The following is a 16,099-nucleotide window of genomic DNA, read 5'->3' on the forward strand; positions in this document are numbered from 1 at the left end:
AATGGGGAGGGAATCACATGATTAATGGAATTTGGCTGGGGATGATCCTCATCGGCTTTGTATTTGCGGCTGTGAACGGCCGCATGGACGCTTTCACGGCTGCTGTCTTTGACGGAGCAAAAAACGGGGTCACTGTCAGTTTTGGCCTAATCAGTGTCCTTGTGTTCTGGATGGGGATCATGCGGGTTGCCGAAGATGCGGGCCTGCTCAAAAAAATTGCCAGAGTACTGGGCCCGCTTGTTTCTTATCTGTTCCCTGATGTGCCGAAGGGTCACCCCGCCATCGGCTACATCCTATCTAATATGAGTGCCAATCTGCTCGGTCTCGGCAATGCAGCGACACCTATGGGGATCAAGGCGATGCAGGAGCTGCAGACCCTGAATCCGGACAAGGAGACTGCGACTCCGGCGATGTGTACACTGCTCGCGCTGAACACCGCCAGCATTACCCTGATCCCGGCAACGCTGATTGCCATCCGGCTGAACTATGGATCGGCAGATCCTGCGGCTATCGTCGGCACCACACTGGCGGCAACTGCGGTAGCGACGTTGGCGGCTATTGCTGCAGACAGGTTGTGCCGCCGTCTGGCACTCCTCCGCAGGCCACCCGGGCCGCCGCCTACCGTAGGGCCAGTTCATTCAGCGCTGCCGCATACTTCCCTGAAAGGGTGAGCCTGCCTTGTTCCAGCTAATCAGCCTTATCTCGGCCTGGGCGATTCCGGTCATGATTACCTTTATTCCACTATACGCATTCACACGTAAGGTTCCAGTCTATGAATCCTTTGTCGAAGGGGCTAAAGACGGCTTCGGCACCGCTATTGCAATCATTCCGCATCTTGTCGGCATGCTTGTTGCCATTAGTGTTTTTCGTGCATCGGGTGCCTTGGACTTCCTCATGAGCTTCATCGCTCCTGCTCTTGACGGTCTGGGTGTGCCTGCGGAAGTATTGCCGCTCGGCTTATTGCGTCCGCTTACGGGTACCGGCTCACTTGCGTATACCACGGATCTTATTAGTGTTCACGGTCCCGATTCTCTAATCGGTATGATTGCCTCTACGATACAGGGAAGCACTGATACTACTCTGTATGTGCTGACCGTGTACTTCGGCGCCGTAGGCATCCGCAACGGGCGTTACGCCCTCAAGGTTGGGCTTTTTTCCGATATCGTCGGCTTTGTTGCCGCAATTGCCGTGTGTCTGCTGGTGTTTGGGTGATATCCGCTGCTGGATATCCGTGGAGGATCGCTGGCGGACATCATGCCATGCTCCATGAGCAGCATTATCTTGCGAACGGTAGAGGATACAGCTTGCTACGCACCGGAATGCTCTTATTTGCGCACTACCCTCCCCCTTAAGTGCAGGTGAGGGCTGTTTGGCTTTTATCTTTGAATGTGTCTAGCTGCTTCGACGGAGTAACGGAGAGGAAGTTTGGAACTTTAGGAGCGTCAGCGGCCGGAAGTCCAAACGTACCTTGGAGTTACAATTAGTCAACTGGTCAAAGTTTTTAGTCCACAGCCTCACCCCGCTCCCCCTTGTGTCATATGCTAATGCACCAATACAGGAGGGAGCTGACAGAAAAAGATGGAGTACAAAGGCTTTATTCTGCATCATTCCCGCTGTCCGTCGATTAATGGCAAGGGCTTTGACTTTTGGGTAGGAGCAGATGGTTCGATTTATGCCGCACCGCTGCTCACCGACCCGGAGTATATTCATGTTTGCCTTGAGGGTAACTACGGTGAGGAGAACATGCTGCCGCCTGTGCTTAAGCGTGAAGTTCAGCTGTTTGCGGCCGGCAAGCTCATCTTGGAGTTAGCTTCGCGTTATCAAATTGACCCGCTGATGGTGGAAACCCACACAAAAACCTGTCCGGGAGCATTTTTTCCTTGGAATGAACTTGTGATTTATCCCGCTGATGGTTATCATTAACCTGAGGTGACTAGTCGAAAATGGAAAGATTACAGAAAATATTGGCGCAGGCAGGTGTAGCGTCGAGACGCAAGTGTGAAGAAATGATTTTGGCCGGAAAAGTGGAAGTCAACGGGGAACTCGTAACTACGCTTGGCACGAAGGTGGACCCCGCAACAGATATAATTAAGGTCGCAGGTAGACTGATCCGGGGCGAGAACAAAATCTATATTATGTTCAACAAGCCTAAAGGTGTGATTACAAGCGCTTCCGACGACAAGGGACGCAAAGTGGTAACGGATTACCTGAAAGGCATCAAAGAGCGTGTATACCCTGTAGGCCGTCTGGATTATGATACAGAAGGGCTGCTGCTGCTGACGAATGACGGAGAGTTTGCCAACCTGCTCACCCATCCGAAGCACCATGTACCCAAAACTTATCTGGCCACGGTCAAAGGGGTGCCGCATGGAAGCGCGCTGGACAAGCTGAAAGCCGGCATCAAGCTGGAAGATGGTATGACTGCACCGGCAGAGGTAGAATACAAGGATATCGATGAAGCGAACAAAGAAACCGTCATCAGCATTACGATTCATGAAGGCCGCAACCGTCAGGTGCGCCGCATGTTCGAAGCGGTGTCCCATCCTGTCATCCGGCTGAAGCGGATCTCCTTCGGGGATATCCTGCTGCAGAATCTCAAGCGAGGCTCATACCGCCATTTGACCAAGGATGAGATCAATCATCTTCAGCAAATTGCCAAAGCAGGGATGCTAAAAGCGAACCCAACCCGCAAAGACACATAAAGTTCACAATTGCCCCTCCTAAAACTGTGACAATATTCGTTATAATGTTCATAGGATGTTCACACCTAACAACTAAAATAATGAGTTGCGTCACAGAAAGGGGCTTGGCGTGTGGGCAAAGCGAGAAAGCCGGTTCAAATTATCATTCTGTTTGTAATCATCCTGCTTGGAGGTTATGCAATCGGTTCCTCGGTATTTGGAGGAGACGGCAAGCCCAAGGAAGGCGGAAAAGCTCCGTCTTTTGAACTGCTGGGGCTTGATGGCCTGACTCATACGCTTAGCGAATACAAGGGCAAGTCCGTGGTGCTTAATTTCTGGGGTTCCTGGTGTGCCCCATGTGTCAAAGAGATGCCTGCACTGCAGGCGCAATGGCAGAAGTGGAAGGATCAGGGCGTAGTGGTTGTAGGCGTAAATGTCGGTGAGGATCAGATGACAGTCGAGAATTTTGTAAAGCTTGTCAATATCAATTTTCCCGTGGTCATGGACAGCAGCCGCGATGCTGTCCGCAGCTATGGTGTGTCACCGCTTCCAACCACCTTCTTCATTAATACCAAGGGCAGGGTGGACAGCATTCACATCGGACAGCTGGATCTTGGCACACTTGACGATCAGATCAGGAAGCTGGTGGAGCCGTGAAGGAACAGCGAACCCCACTGATCACCAACACCAAATGTGAATGCGGCCATCAGAATCCGGTAGGTACGGTCCTTTGCGAGGCCTGTGGCAAGCCGGTCGACGGAGAGGAACAGCTCTCCGCAGGCAATCTGGAAATGCGGTATGACGGTGTGGCCCGGCGTTCACAGCGGGTGAATCCCGGAGTGATCGACCTGGTGTGGAATTTTTTCTCCTCGGTCAAGATCGCCATTTATCTGATAGTTCTGACTTTGCTGGGTTCTATGCTGGGAACGATATTTCCCCAGGAGAGCACTTTTCTCAATATTGATGCATCAACCTATTATCAAGAAACGTACGGAACAGCCGGGGAGATTTACTATAAACTCGGCCTTTCGCACACCTATGAATCCTGGTGGTTCGTGTCTCTGCTAGTGCTCATTGGCGCCTCACTGGTTATCTGCAGCCTCGACCGTGTGCTTCCTCTATACAAGGCATTAACGCGGCAAAAGATCCGCAAGCACCGGCAGTTTCTTACCCGTCAAAAGGTGGTGCTTGTGACTGAGCTGCAGGAAGAGCCTGAAGTCTGGGTCGGAAGTCTGGTGAAGCCGCTCCAGAAGAAGGGCTACCGTGTCCGGACAGAGGGAGGCGCACTGCTCGCCGAGAAACACCGTTTTAGCCGCTGGGGGCCTTATGTCATACATATTGGCCTGATTATTTTTTTACTGGCTGTATTGGCCAGAGGTCTCCCGGGGCTGAATATGGATCAGCATTTGGCATTTCAGCAAGGTGATGCAGTAAGAATTCCAGACACTACCTATTATCTCAAGAACGAGAAGTTTACTGTAGAGTTCTATACAGAGGAAGAAATGCCCAAGGAATTCCGCGGGACCAAAGTTCTCCCGAAACTTTACGAGACTAAGGCTATTCTCTACGAATGCACTGCAGACTGTACAGACCCCTCCAAGGAGCCTAATCTGACCGAGGTGGCCAGACATGATATCCGGGTGAATTCTCCGCTTAGCTACAAAGGATTGAAAGCGTATCAGTTTGACTATGATCTAACCCCGGTACTGCGTTCGGTGCAGCCGGAACTTATAAATTCTAAGAATGGTGAGGTCTATGGCAAGTTCAAGCTGGACATGAAAAATCCGCAGCGGACATTTCAGCTTGGCCCCTATACGCTGGAACTTAAAGAGAAATATATGGACTTCGGTTTGAATGATGAAGGACAGCCAGTGTCCAAATCCCCCAATCCGAATGCTCCAGCCTTCCTGTTCCTGATTACAGGACCGGATCTGCCGGCCGGAGGGCAGCAGTATTTCTATTTTCCAAAACAGGTGGACAAGGAAAAGTTCCAGATGAATGCCATTAATGACAAGCTTGGCGGCAACGGGCGGTTCCTTGAGCTTGAAGTAGGGAGCATGGGAGATGTGGATTTCTCGGAATCAACAGCTTACCTGAACCTGCGCGTAGACCGGGCTATGCCTTTTGTCTGGATTGGTGCGGGCATTGTTATGCTTGGATTGGTGCTTGGCTTCTACTGGCAGCATCGGCGAATATGGCTGGCTATCGATCATGGTGAGCTGGTACTCGGAGGTCATACGAACAAGAACTGGTTCGGCTTCCGCCGCGAGATCGTGTCGATTCTGGCGAAAGCGGATCTGATCGTGGATGAAAAATCTCTGGATAACGGGGGAGGCATGACATGAGCTTGCTCGACTTCAGCAGTGACGTCTTTATTGCCGCATTTTTTCTATACAGCGGGTCATTCATGTTATACACTATTGCGATTATGGGCCGGAAATGGTCCGGCAGGAAACCGGAGGAGCACACTGCCCGTTGGGGAAGGATTGCTTTTATCGTATCCTCTTTGGGCCTGGTTTGTCATCTTGCCTATTTCTTCACCCGCTGGGCCGGGTCTGGGCATATTCCGGTCAGCAACATGTACGAATTCATGACATTCTTATCCATGATGGTCATGATAGCTTTTACTGTAATTTTCTCTATTTACCGCAAAATTATTCTCGGAGTCTTCGCGGTACCGATCTCGATCATAGTTATGGCATATGCGGCAGTATTTCCCCAAGAGGTTCAGCCGCTCATCCCTTCGCTTAAATCGATTTATCTCAATATTCATGTCACGCTGGCCGCATTGGGCGAATCCTTTTTTGCCGTAGGTTTTGCCGCCGGGCTGATGTATCTTCTTCGTACTGTTAATTTTGCCGGCAAGGAGAAGGCTGACCGCAAGCAGCAGCGTCTGGTCGAATTTACTCTGTTCTCAATCATTGTTATAATTGGGTTTCTTGGATCGGTTTTTGCTTTTCGGGGTGCAGGATACGAAACGGTTTTCGTTCGTTCTAACGTTACGATTGACAGCCCCGGGCAGGGAGATAGTACAATAGAGAAAGTGAGTTATAAAATGCCACCCATCGTGGCACCTTACCATAGCGAAATTGAGAGCTTCCAGCCCTTTCTTGGAATGAAAGAGCCGCTTTTTGAAGCGCCATCTTGGATGAATGGTGTCAATGCCGGACGTAAATTCAACACAGTTCTCTGGTCGCTGATTTCCGGTTTGATTGTATATGGAATTCTGCGTCTGGCTGCCCGCAAACCGCTGGGCAGAGCGATTCATCCGGTTCTGGATGGAATTGATGAGAATGACCTCGATGAAATTACGTACAGGGCAATTGCCATCGGCTTCCCGATCTTTACACTGGGGGCTTTGATTTTTGCAATGATATGGGCACAAGTGGCCTGGGGCCGGTTTTGGGGATGGGACCCCAAGGAAGTCTGGGCACTGGTCACTTGGCTGTTCTACAGCGCCTACCTGCATTTGCGGCTCGCCCGCGGATGGCAGGGACGCAAATCTGCATGGCTCGCCGTACTCGGCTTTTTGGTCGTAATGTTTACCCTGGTTGGAGTGAATCTGGTGATTGCCGGACTTCATTCCTATGCCGGAACAGACTGAATCTACAATCTGCCGAAGAGGCACTTATACCTAAGGGTAACGTTGTACTGTAATTGATGAAGGGGTTGTTGTGAAATGGCAGAGCATTTGAACAGAATACTGGTGGTGGATGACGAAGAGCGCATTCGCCGCCTGCTCAAGATGTATCTTGAAAAAGAAGGTTACGAGATTGATGAAGCTGAAGACGGAGAGATCGCACTTCGCAAAGCAACGGCTAATGATTATGGCCTGATTCTGCTGGACGTGATGCTGCCGGGAATCGATGGCATTGAAGTACTGACTAGGCTAAGAGGGGTCAAATCGACCCCCGTTTTGATGCTAACAGCCAAAGGTGAGGAGATCAACCGGGTGCAGGGCTTCGAGATGGGCGCGGACGATTATGTCGTCAAACCGTTTAGTCCCCGTGAAGTGATCTACCGGGTAAAAGCGATTATGCGCCGCTCTTCTGCGACAGCCTTTTTGTCCAAAGAGAGTAATTCCAGCAACAATATTGTATTTCCCCATCTCATCATTGAACATGATGCACACCGTGTAACCGCCGGGGGCCAGGAAGTAAGCCTTACTCCGAAAGAGTATGAGCTGCTTCATTATTTGGCTATTTCACCGGACAAGGTGTTCTCGCGTGAAGAGTTGCTGAAGGATGTGTGGAATTACGAATTCTTCGGGGATTTACGTACAGTGGATACACATGTCAAAAGACTTCGTGAGAAGCTCAATAAAGTATCACCGGAATCGGCAGCGATGATTACCACAGTATGGGGAGTAGGCTACAAGTTAGAGGTACCAAAATAAGTGAAATTCTGGAGAAGTCTTGTCGGGAAGCTGTGGATCACGATTATCTGTCTGGTTGCTGTCGTGCTTATCACACTGGGGTTGTTTCTGCTGCCCTATATCGACAGCAACTTCGCCAATTCCGGGGCGATCAAACGCTTATTCACTTATGTCTGTATGATAGGATTTTCCTTAACGACTTTTTTTGCTTTGTTCCTGTTCACCAAGATCACACAGCCGATGCAGCAGGTCATTGAAGCGGCGAATAACATCCGCCGGGGTGAATATGGGACGAGACTCACACTGGTGACCAGTGATGAAATCGGCCAGTTGGCCACCTCCTTCAATCATATGGCAGAAGAGCTGGAAGAAAATATTCGCAGTCTGAATCATGAGAAGGGTCATCTGTCCAGTGTTCTGCGCAGCATGAGCGATGCGGTCCTAACCTTTGATGTTGAAGGGAAGATCATTTTAACTAATCCTCATGGTCAGGCGCTGCTGGAGACGTGGAGCGACCTTAGCTGGGAATTGGAGAGTGACTCTGAGCTCTATCCCCAGGATGTGGCTGACAGCGAGGTGCCACCTCCCTTGCGGCCCTTATTCTTTAGTACACTCAGCCAGGGAGGGGATCAACGCTCCCAGGTGCATGTACGTCATGGAGTGTGGTCTGTTCATATGGCTCCGCTATACTCGGATGATACCATTCGCGGTGCAGTGGCTGTATTGCGGGATGTGACCGAAGAGGTGAAGCTTGAGAAGATGCGCCGGGACTTTGTAGCGAATGTCTCGCACGAGATCAGAACACCCTTGTCCATGATGCAGGGTTACAGCGAAGCTTTGCTGGATGGCATGGCTTCTTCACCTGAAGAGAGCAGCGAGCTGGTTCAAGTTATTCATGATGAATCACTGCGGATGGGTCGACTGGTGAAGGATCTGCTGGATCTTGCCCGTATGGAAGCAGGACACACGGATATGATGAAGGTGCCTGTGAATATGGAGGTGCTTCTGGAACGGGTCTATCGCAAATTTTCTGTCCGGGCCAAGGAGCGGGGAATTCAACTCGAATTGAACTTCGGGAGCGATATGCCCCTGCTCAAAGCGGCGGACGAAGACAAGCTGGAGCAGGTGCTGACCAATCTGCTTGACAATGCGTTTCGGCATACGCCTGCAGACAAGCACATCAAGATTCTGACCGGCTCTATTGTTCTTGAAGGCCGCCGTTATCTGGAAATTGTTATACGCGATGAAGGGGCTGGTATTGCTCCGGAGGACCTTCCATATATTTTTGAGCGTTTCTACAAAGCGGACAAAGCCCGCGTGCGGGGAGAATCTGGGGGAACCGGGCTTGGACTCGCGATTGTCAAGAATATTGTCGAGTCGCATCACGGGACCATCACAGCTTCTAGCAAGCTGGGAGAAGGAACTGAGTTCATTCTCAGGCTCCCTGTCGAAAAACTGTAAACCCAAGACAATGTATGACAGCGCCTCTGACCGCAGAGGTGCTTTTTGTTGAAATCACCACATTAATCTTGTTCATCGTGGAACATACCACTATGCTTACGAAGCCAGTTTTAGGAGGCATATATTGATGATTTTATCCTTAGACCAAGGAACTACAAGCTCACGTGCGATCCTCTTTGATTACGAAGCAGGAATGATCTCACAGGGGCAGTATGAGATAAGCCAGTCTTTTCCCCGGCCCGGCTGGGTGGAGCATGATCCGAATCAAATCTGGGAAACACAGCTGGCGGCAGCCAAAGAGGCTATAAGAGGCAGTGGGAGGCCCGCTGATGAAATATCGGCTATTGGGATTACCAACCAGAGGGAGACCGCTCTGATCTGGGAGAAAGCCAGTGGGAAGCCTATTTATCCGGCTATCGTCTGGCAAGACCGCCGTACAGCCGAGCAGTGCGAGGAATTGAAGCGGCGCGGACTTACAGATGTGATTGCTGCCAAGACCGGTCTTGTAGTGGACGCGTACTTCTCAGCAACCAAGCTGGCCTGGATTCTGGATCATGTTCCTGGGGCGCGTGAGCGTGCGGAGAGAGGTGAACTGCTGGGAGGAACAATTGATTCCTGGCTGATCTGGAAGCTTACAGGAGGAGCTGTGCATGCAACAGATGTGACGAATGCCTCCCGCACCATGCTCTATAACCTGCATGAGCGGACATGGGATGAACAATTGATTACGGAGCTTAGGATACCGCGTTCGATACTGCCTGAAGTCAGAATGTCTGGGGGGGAATTCGGAGCAGCCAGCAGTAAATGGTTTGGAGCTCAGATTCCGATACGTTCTGTGCTTGGGGATCAGCAGGCTGCTTTATTCGGGCATACCTGTCTTGAAGCAGGCAGTGCCAAGAATACTTATGGTACCGGCTGTTTTATCCTCATGAATACCGGGACCGAGGCTGTAGTCTCCAGCCATGGACTGCTGACAACAGTGGCCTGGGGCATGGGAGATGAATTGTATTATGCACTAGAAGGTAGTGTGTTCGTAGCCGGAGCGGCGGTACAATGGCTGCATGAAGGGCTGGGACTGATTGAAGGTCCTGCTGACTCAGAGGGAAAAGCCGGTGAAGTAGAGGATAGTGAAGGCGTTGTAGTAGTTCCTGCCTTTACAGGACTTGGAGCACCTTACTGGGACATGTATGCCCGCGGGGCGGTCTTCGGTCTGACGCGGGGCACTACGGCAGGCCATCTGGTCCGGGCCACCCTGGAGTCTCTTGCATTTCAGACAAGAGATGTAATCGGTGCAATGGAAAAGGATGCAGGTATGCCGCTCACAGGACTTATGGTTGATGGCGGCGCAGTGCGCAATGATCTGCTCATGCAATTTCAAGCGGACATTCTCGGTAGTGAGGTTACACGTACCATGTATGCAGAGACTACAGCACTTGGAGCAGCACTGCTGGCCGGTCTGACTTCAGGAATTTGGAGCAGGGAACAGCTTGAGAGCTTCAATAAGGCTGAGAAGGTATTCTCCCCTTCCATGGAGTCAGCAGAACGAGAACTCCGCTACCATGCCTGGCAGGATGCTGTATCGCGAACGATGGGCTGGGAGAAGCACGAAGGGCACCGTTAATGCAGATAGGAAAGCTCACTGAGCTGAGGTACTGAATTTATATGTGAACTTATAGCAAATGGCCCGCAAGCAGAGAATCTGCTTACGGGCCATTTTTGGTATCCACACGAATGAGGGCTTAGTATTCCATTACAAAAGCTACGTTCTGCCAGCCTGCGCCAACGGTCCAGAAGAGGACTTTGTCACCGCGTTCTATCATTCCAGTAGTCACTGCTTTGTGCAGAGCTACAAAAGGACTGCTTGTCGAAGTATAGCCGAATTCATCGCCAATGTAGACCGCTACATCGTTGTCGATGCCTGTTTTGTCGGATACGGCGCGAATATTAGGGAGGGACAGCTGTGAGAAGCAGGCAGCTTTGATGGACTCGGGAGCAATCTCATTATTGCTTAGCAATGTATTGATTGATTCAGAGGCAGCATCCACACAAATGGAGTCGTCGAAAGGTATGAACTTCACATTGAACTCTCCGGCACCTACACCACCACGTCCGAGGTTAGCTAAACCTTCTGCAGGAAACATCGAGTTGCCATAGACACAAGTGTCAGTCTGGTAAATAGAATCGATGAAGCCTACGGAGTTCTCATCCCGCTCCAGTATAACGGCAGCAGCAGCATCACCAAAGTTGGCATAGTAGACAGGATCGTTTTTATCCGCATGCGGAGCAACGTGGTCTGAACCGATTACCAGTGCACGTCGGATTCTTGGGTTGGCCATCATTTGACGGCTTACCTGTTCTACCGAGGCGGTCATACCCGCACAGTTGGCATTGCTATCGATGCAGATCGCGTGGGATGCGCCACCGATTAAACGGTGAATCATGAGTGAGTTCGTCGGGAAGATGTATTCAGGAGTCTGACTGGCATATGCAATCAGGTCGATGTCAGCCCCGGTAAGCCCGGTCTTGTCCAGAACGTTGCTTGCTGCTTCGAAAGCCATGGTCAGAGAATTCTCTTCATTGCTGTCGATGCTATAGCGGTTTTCACGGCCAAGTGCTGTCAGGAGTCCACGGATATCAATACCTTTTTCGTCAAAATGCTGTATGAAAAAGTCGTTGCCAATCTTTTTGCTTGGATGATAGATATCAATATCCTTAATTCGTATCCCGGCCATGGTAATCCTCCTAAAAGTTTATGAGCGCTTCTTCCCGTCTCCAACTTCGTACTAGACTTGCTTGTCAGCCCTCGTTCGAGTTGCTGGCGATGAACAATATTTATGATTAAACAGTTGAAGTGATCTCCAAGTTTTCAAGTCCAGCCTTGCGGCCCAGACGCGCGAGCTGCATTTTTAGAATGGGGTTGTTTTCAAGAGTCAGGTTTACTTTTTCAAAACCATCCGATTTGAACATAATGAAGCAGCCTTCAAGCAAAGGCACAACATCAGGAGAAGTAACATTCAGCTTTCTGCAGTCAATTTGCAGCGCGTATTCTGAAGGCGTAATAGGGTTAATGGTCTGCTGGTAAGCTTGAATCGATTTGAGACCGTCCTCATTGGAGAAGGTTCCTTCTAATTCAATATTAATGACTTTGTTTACAGAATCGGTTTTCAAAATAAATTTACCCATTTGCTCATCTCTCCCAAAAAATAAATGTGTATAACAGAATAAATCCCGAAACCTATAATCCCACGCCTTATTTCGACATGAATACTTAATTTTGGGACATTTTCCCTCTAATAGAATCATATTTTTAACATATTTGCAAGAAAAAAGTCGAACTTTGTATAAAATTGTTTACAAAGCAATTATTGGATTTCTTCAAGGGTTGCAAGCAGCACATTAAAAGCTGAAATGACTCTTGGAGCACCGATTACCGGCACCAAATGCAGTAAGATGCCTTTGATCTGATCCACAGTCATTCCGACGCTGAGCGCCATCACATAATGGACTCCAAGCTGCTCGAATTGGCCCATAGTAATCAAAGACGATATGACGGCGATTTCCTTCCAGTCAGAACCAATCGTTGTGCGTTGAAAAATGTCGCCGTAGGCGTTGCCCATGATGTACTCGGCCAGTTCGGGAAAATGCTCCTTAATAGGCGCAAGCGCCTTGGCACCATAGTCCCCGGATAGGTTGGAAAAATGTTTAAGTCCACTGTTAATGTTGTTTTCCACGGACAAGCCTCCTGCATTCTGATGAGCGTCAAGGATCTATCATGAGAGAAATGATTCTTGACGTCGCTGTAATTTTAATTGAGATTCAACACACGATGAGCTGTTGGAGGCACTTCATCACGGTCGGTCAGCAATTCAATGACCGCTACACGGTTCGATGCGACTGCGGCTTGGATTGCATCGTTGAATTGTTCTGCAGTCTCGCATTTGTAGCCTGTGGCTCCAAGGGATTCAGCGAATTTCACGGCATCCATAGGTACTTCGAAGATCGTACCATCGATTCTGCCTGTTGTCTTTTGCATACCTTTAAGCGCCATATCCAGCTGCATGTTGTTCACCACGATGAAGATTACCGGAATATTCTTGCACACTGCGGTGTTGATTTCCGTACCGAGCATCATGAAGCAGCCATCCCCGGTAATGCATACGATCGTTTCTTCAGGGGCTGCCACCTTAGCACCAATCGCCATGCCAATAGAGTTGCCCATGCAGGCAAAATAAGCATCAAAGACAAAGCTGCCTGGTTTTTTCACGTTGTACCATTTCACGGCGTTAAAGCCATGGCTGCCGTCATCCACAAACACAGTGTTGTTGTAAGGTATCAAATCGCTTAAGGTGCTCATAACTGAGGCGAGAGACAGTTTGGAGAGAACAGGCAGCTCTTCCACATAATGAACATCGGCTTCTGTTACGTGTTTTTTTATAGCAGCAGTATCTAAAATTTGAAGATAATAAGCTAAATTGTCCCGCAAATCTCCGCCGATTGAGAGGGTCTCTGAAGTTAGGATTTTCCCTACAAAGGTAGGATCTACATCAAATTGGATCAGTGTTTTCGGGTGGTTTTCAGCCTTTAGATTGCATATGGTCATATCACTCAGTCGTGAACCAAGCACAATATACAGATCACTGCGGTTCAATAGATCATCACCATGCTTGCATCCGCCAACACCAATCGGTCCATGATACAACGGGTGGTCCCAAGGAATTGCGCCTTTGCCACCTGGTGAAGTAACGACAGGGATGTTAAAGGTTTCTGCCAGCTGAATGAGCTCTTGGTGTGCAAGAGAACGGTTAACCCCTTTGCCTGCAATAATCAGCGGATGACTGGAAGCATTGATTGCTGAAATTACACGTTCAAAATTAGCGGTATTAACAAGATGTTCGCGCTCAGGGATCACTATCCGGCATTCTTCCAACATTTCTGTTTGAACATCAAACGGGATGCACAAATGGACCGGTCCGCGCTGTCCGCCCAAGGCAATGGAAACGGCGTGATTAAAAAGGGTGCCGAAATGATCGCCGCGTTCCACCAGCTTACTGAAGAGTGTAGCGGGTCTGAACATGTCCGCCAGATCGGCCAGATAGGAAGAAGAATCCTGGCACTGGGGGATTCCCAGTTCCTTGATAGATTGATGTCCTGTAATGAACAGCACTGGCAGATTATTCGCCTTAGCATGTGCTGCTGCTGTAAGAAGATTAGTTCCTCCTGGACCTGAGGTCCCAAAAGCCACACCTAATCTGCCAGTTTTAAGAGCATAGCCTGCTGCTTCGAACCCGGAGCTCGCTTCATGCCTGCCGGGAATAAATTCAATCCCATAGTCAACCATTTTCAGAACTACAGGACAAATAGACTTGCCGATTATGCCAAAAGAATGTGTTACACCAAGGTTTTTTAGTGCCTCAGCCATATAATCTGCGACTGTTTTCAGAGAATCCACCCACCCAATGTTTTATATTTAGTAAAATAGAAAACCTGTACTCAAGAGAGTACAGGCCGGCTGCATTGAATAACCATTAAGAACGAGGTTTCCCAAACGTTCGGTTGTTCAGCAACCTGGCTGTCATGGTCCCATAAAAATGAGACTGTAGATCCATGGCTTTGCGTCATTCCCTTTCGGAGAATTTTGCCGATATGTGGTAATAAAAAATGTATAATTTTACTTTACAATATATTTCTGACTCCTCTTTTGTCAATATATTTGTCCCGAAAAACTCAGTTTTTGACGAAATTTACAATCCATGTGAATTGTAAAATGTGGTGCAAGAGAGAGCAGGTAATCGGAAATTATCCTAAAATAAAATTTAAGAAAATCTTAAAAATACAAATTGTGAAGGAAAATCAGAATTAAATGAGTGTAGGTTTATAGAACTAATTAATTATCGGGATAAGGCTTTATGGACTGAAATGATTAGGTGGAGTCTCATTGTTAATAGTTTAATAAGACTTAAGAACGAGATGTCGTTTGGATCCAACTCTTTATAGATTTGAAGCTTTCACTAAAACCTGTGTAAGGAAGTGCAAAACCATTACCGGTTCGAACTGCTGTCAAAAAACTGATTTTTATGAAATCAACATCGAGCATTTTGTGAACAAAAAAATACCGCTTCATTAGAAGCGGCACAAGTGGAAAGGAATTAGAATTTGAAAATATGGATCGTTTTCTGGAGTTGGAATACAGCTTGGGTCATTTTTTCGGTTTCTTCGGCAACGGATTGCAGCGCATTAATTTGTTCGTTCATTGCTGCCGACACCTCCTGGGTTCCTGCCGCAGTTTCTTCAGTAATCGCAGAAATATTTTCGATTGCTCCGGAAATTTTCAGGGCACTTTCCAGCATCAGGTCGCTCTCGGAGGAAAAAGAAGCTATTTGTTCGGTTATGTACTGGACGCTTTGGACAATCTGGGCAAAAATATTAGCCGTTTCAAGGATCATTTCATTTTGCACTTGTACGACTTCCTCATTGATAGCAATATTCTCGATCGCTTGTTTGATATCGCTCTCAATGCTGCGTACCAGACTGAATACTTCTTTGGTAGAGGCTGTGGATTCTTCGGCAAGCTTTCGTACTTCTTGGGCCACCACAGCGAAGCCTCGGCCATGTTCACCGGCGCGTGCAGCTTCGATCGATGCATTGAGTGAAAGCAGGTTGGTCTGCTCGGCGATTTCTGTAATGGTTTTGGTGATCATCGTGATCCCCTGGGCATTATGTGATAGGGCTTCGATCGTGTCGGCGACTTTCTGGGTAGCTTGTATATTTTTACGCATGCCTTCTGCTTGAGTATCAACAGATAGGCGGCCTTTCTCCACTAATTCCAGCGTATGTACGGAACGTCTATTCATTTCTTTAGTAGAGCTAGTATAATTCGAAACCTTGGTTTCGATGTCCTTGATAGATTCAGTCATTTCGGCAATGTCTACGGAGATTTCATTGGCGCCAAGAGCCAGCTCGTTGGAAGAGGAGGAGACCTGGGCCATTACAATCTTCAGATTTTGATTCTTGTCTTCAATCCCGCGGCTGGCATCCATAACCTGACGGGTAATCTGCGAGGCTTCGGTAAGGATTTTTTTTAGCTTGTCGATCATTGTATTAAAGGAACGGCTGACCTCACCCATGGAACCGTTCTCATCTGCCCGGGTTGTAAAATCCCCTTTGGCAATCGTATGAGTTACGTTGGAAATGTCGTCGAAAGAGGATGTAAGCGTTCTCTCAATAAAGCGTGCGAGAGGGAGAGTCAGTCCAGCCAAGACCACTACCATGATAATGCCGATAAGCATCTTGCCCATTGCTATAAACATGATTAATACAGGGACAGCGAATAAAGCGGCAACCAGGTAACAACCGGCAATAATTCTCTGTTTTAACGGAAGCTTGTTCATCCATTCCATCATAAAAAGTTCCCCCTAAAATAATGTTGGTTATTGTAATATTATAGGCGTTTTCATGGGGGAGGTCTATTGTAAGAACTGACATAAAAATGCTCTTATAGGTCTTTCGGGCATTAATATTGAAAGCGTTGCTTCATATAATGTAATCGTTTTTACAAATAGACAAGTTTGTTATCACTGGTTCT

At 48.5% G+C, this 16,099-nt stretch carries 15 protein-coding genes and 1 riboswitch; of the genes, 10 read left to right on the forward strand and 5 right to left on the reverse strand.

From position 1 onward, the window contains the following. Nucleotides 1-17 precede the first annotated feature (17 nt). From ACAN54_RS25610 to glpK, 10 genes are all read left to right on the forward strand, one after another. Entirely contained in the window at nucleotides 18-671 is a 654-nt protein-coding gene (locus tag ACAN54_RS25610) for a nucleoside recognition domain-containing protein (RefSeq protein ID WP_379162223.1), read from the forward strand. 52 nt (nucleotides 672-723) lie between these two features. After that, nucleotides 724-1,212: a spore maturation protein gene (locus tag ACAN54_RS25615; protein WP_379162552.1), complete on the forward strand. Its 489-nt coding sequence runs from the start codon at nucleotides 724-726 to the stop codon at nucleotides 1,210-1,212. Between the two features lie 366 nt (nucleotides 1,213-1,578). Then, a complete protein-coding gene (locus ACAN54_RS25620; protein WP_379162225.1) occupies nucleotides 1,579-1,923 on the forward strand; it encodes a peptidoglycan recognition protein family protein in 345 nt (114 codons plus the stop codon). 20 nt (nucleotides 1,924-1,943) lie between these two features. Continuing rightward, nucleotides 1,944-2,702, forward strand: a complete 759-nt coding sequence (locus ACAN54_RS25625) for a pseudouridine synthase (protein WP_379162228.1) — start codon at nucleotides 1,944-1,946, stop codon at nucleotides 2,700-2,702. Nucleotides 2,703-2,813: 111 nt separating this feature from the next. Then, on the forward strand, nucleotides 2,814-3,338 hold the full coding sequence (locus ACAN54_RS25630; protein WP_379162231.1) for a redoxin domain-containing protein: 525 nt from the start codon (nucleotides 2,814-2,816) through the stop codon (nucleotides 3,336-3,338). After that, nucleotides 3,335-5,026 (forward strand): cytochrome c biogenesis protein ResB, encoded by a 1,692-nt coding sequence (gene resB, locus ACAN54_RS25635; protein ID WP_379162234.1) that lies wholly within the window; start codon nucleotides 3,335-3,337, stop codon nucleotides 5,024-5,026. The genes ACAN54_RS25630 and resB overlap by 4 nt, the downstream gene beginning before the upstream one ends. Continuing rightward, entirely contained in the window at nucleotides 5,023-6,285 is a 1,263-nt protein-coding gene (ccsA, locus tag ACAN54_RS25640) for a cytochrome c biogenesis protein CcsA (protein ID WP_379162237.1), read from the forward strand. Before resB ends, ccsA begins: the two co-directional genes overlap by 4 nt. Nucleotides 6,286-6,360: 75 nt before the next feature. After that, complete coding sequence (locus ACAN54_RS25645) at nucleotides 6,361-7,077, forward strand: response regulator transcription factor (RefSeq protein ID WP_020427515.1); 717 nt, start codon at nucleotides 6,361-6,363, stop codon at nucleotides 7,075-7,077. After that, nucleotides 7,078-8,517: a HAMP domain-containing sensor histidine kinase gene (locus ACAN54_RS25650; RefSeq protein ID WP_379162241.1), complete on the forward strand. Its 1,440-nt coding sequence runs from the start codon at nucleotides 7,078-7,080 to the stop codon at nucleotides 8,515-8,517. A gap of 127 nt (nucleotides 8,518-8,644) precedes the next feature. Then, complete coding sequence (glpK, locus tag ACAN54_RS25655) at nucleotides 8,645-10,138, forward strand: glycerol kinase GlpK (RefSeq protein WP_379162244.1); 1,494 nt, start codon at nucleotides 8,645-8,647, stop codon at nucleotides 10,136-10,138. A 118-nt stretch (nucleotides 10,139-10,256) separates the two neighbouring features. On the opposite strand, the gene ACAN54_RS25660 is transcribed toward glpK, so the two are convergent. The 5 genes from ACAN54_RS25660 to ACAN54_RS25680 form a co-directional block, all read right to left on the reverse strand. Further along, nucleotides 10,257-11,249, reverse strand: coding sequence for a 3-oxoacyl-[acyl-carrier-protein] synthase III C-terminal domain-containing protein (locus ACAN54_RS25660; protein WP_379162246.1), 993 nt, complete (start codon nucleotides 11,247-11,249; stop codon nucleotides 10,257-10,259). A 106-nt stretch (nucleotides 11,250-11,355) separates the two neighbouring features. Continuing rightward, a complete protein-coding gene (locus ACAN54_RS25665) occupies nucleotides 11,356-11,700 on the reverse strand; it encodes a hypothetical protein (protein WP_379162249.1) in 345 nt (114 codons plus the stop codon). Nucleotides 11,701-11,879: 179 nt separating this feature from the next. Beyond that, nucleotides 11,880-12,248: a carboxymuconolactone decarboxylase family protein gene (locus ACAN54_RS25670; protein WP_379162252.1), complete on the reverse strand. Its 369-nt coding sequence runs from the start codon at nucleotides 12,246-12,248 to the stop codon at nucleotides 11,880-11,882. 74 nt (nucleotides 12,249-12,322) lie between these two features. After that, nucleotides 12,323-13,966, reverse strand: a complete 1,644-nt coding sequence (locus ACAN54_RS25675) for a thiamine pyrophosphate-binding protein (protein ID WP_379162255.1) — start codon at nucleotides 13,964-13,966, stop codon at nucleotides 12,323-12,325. Between the two features lie 107 nt (nucleotides 13,967-14,073). After that, a riboswitch (cyclic di-GMP riboswitch) is annotated at nucleotides 14,074-14,167 on the reverse strand. 496 nt (nucleotides 14,168-14,663) lie between these two features. Continuing rightward, nucleotides 14,664-15,914 (reverse strand): methyl-accepting chemotaxis protein, encoded by a 1,251-nt coding sequence (locus ACAN54_RS25680; protein ID WP_379162555.1) that lies wholly within the window; start codon nucleotides 15,912-15,914, stop codon nucleotides 14,664-14,666. Between the last annotated feature and the right edge of the window lie 185 nt (nucleotides 15,915-16,099).

The sequence above is a fragment of the Paenibacillus diazotrophicus genome (genome assembly GCF_042610465.1).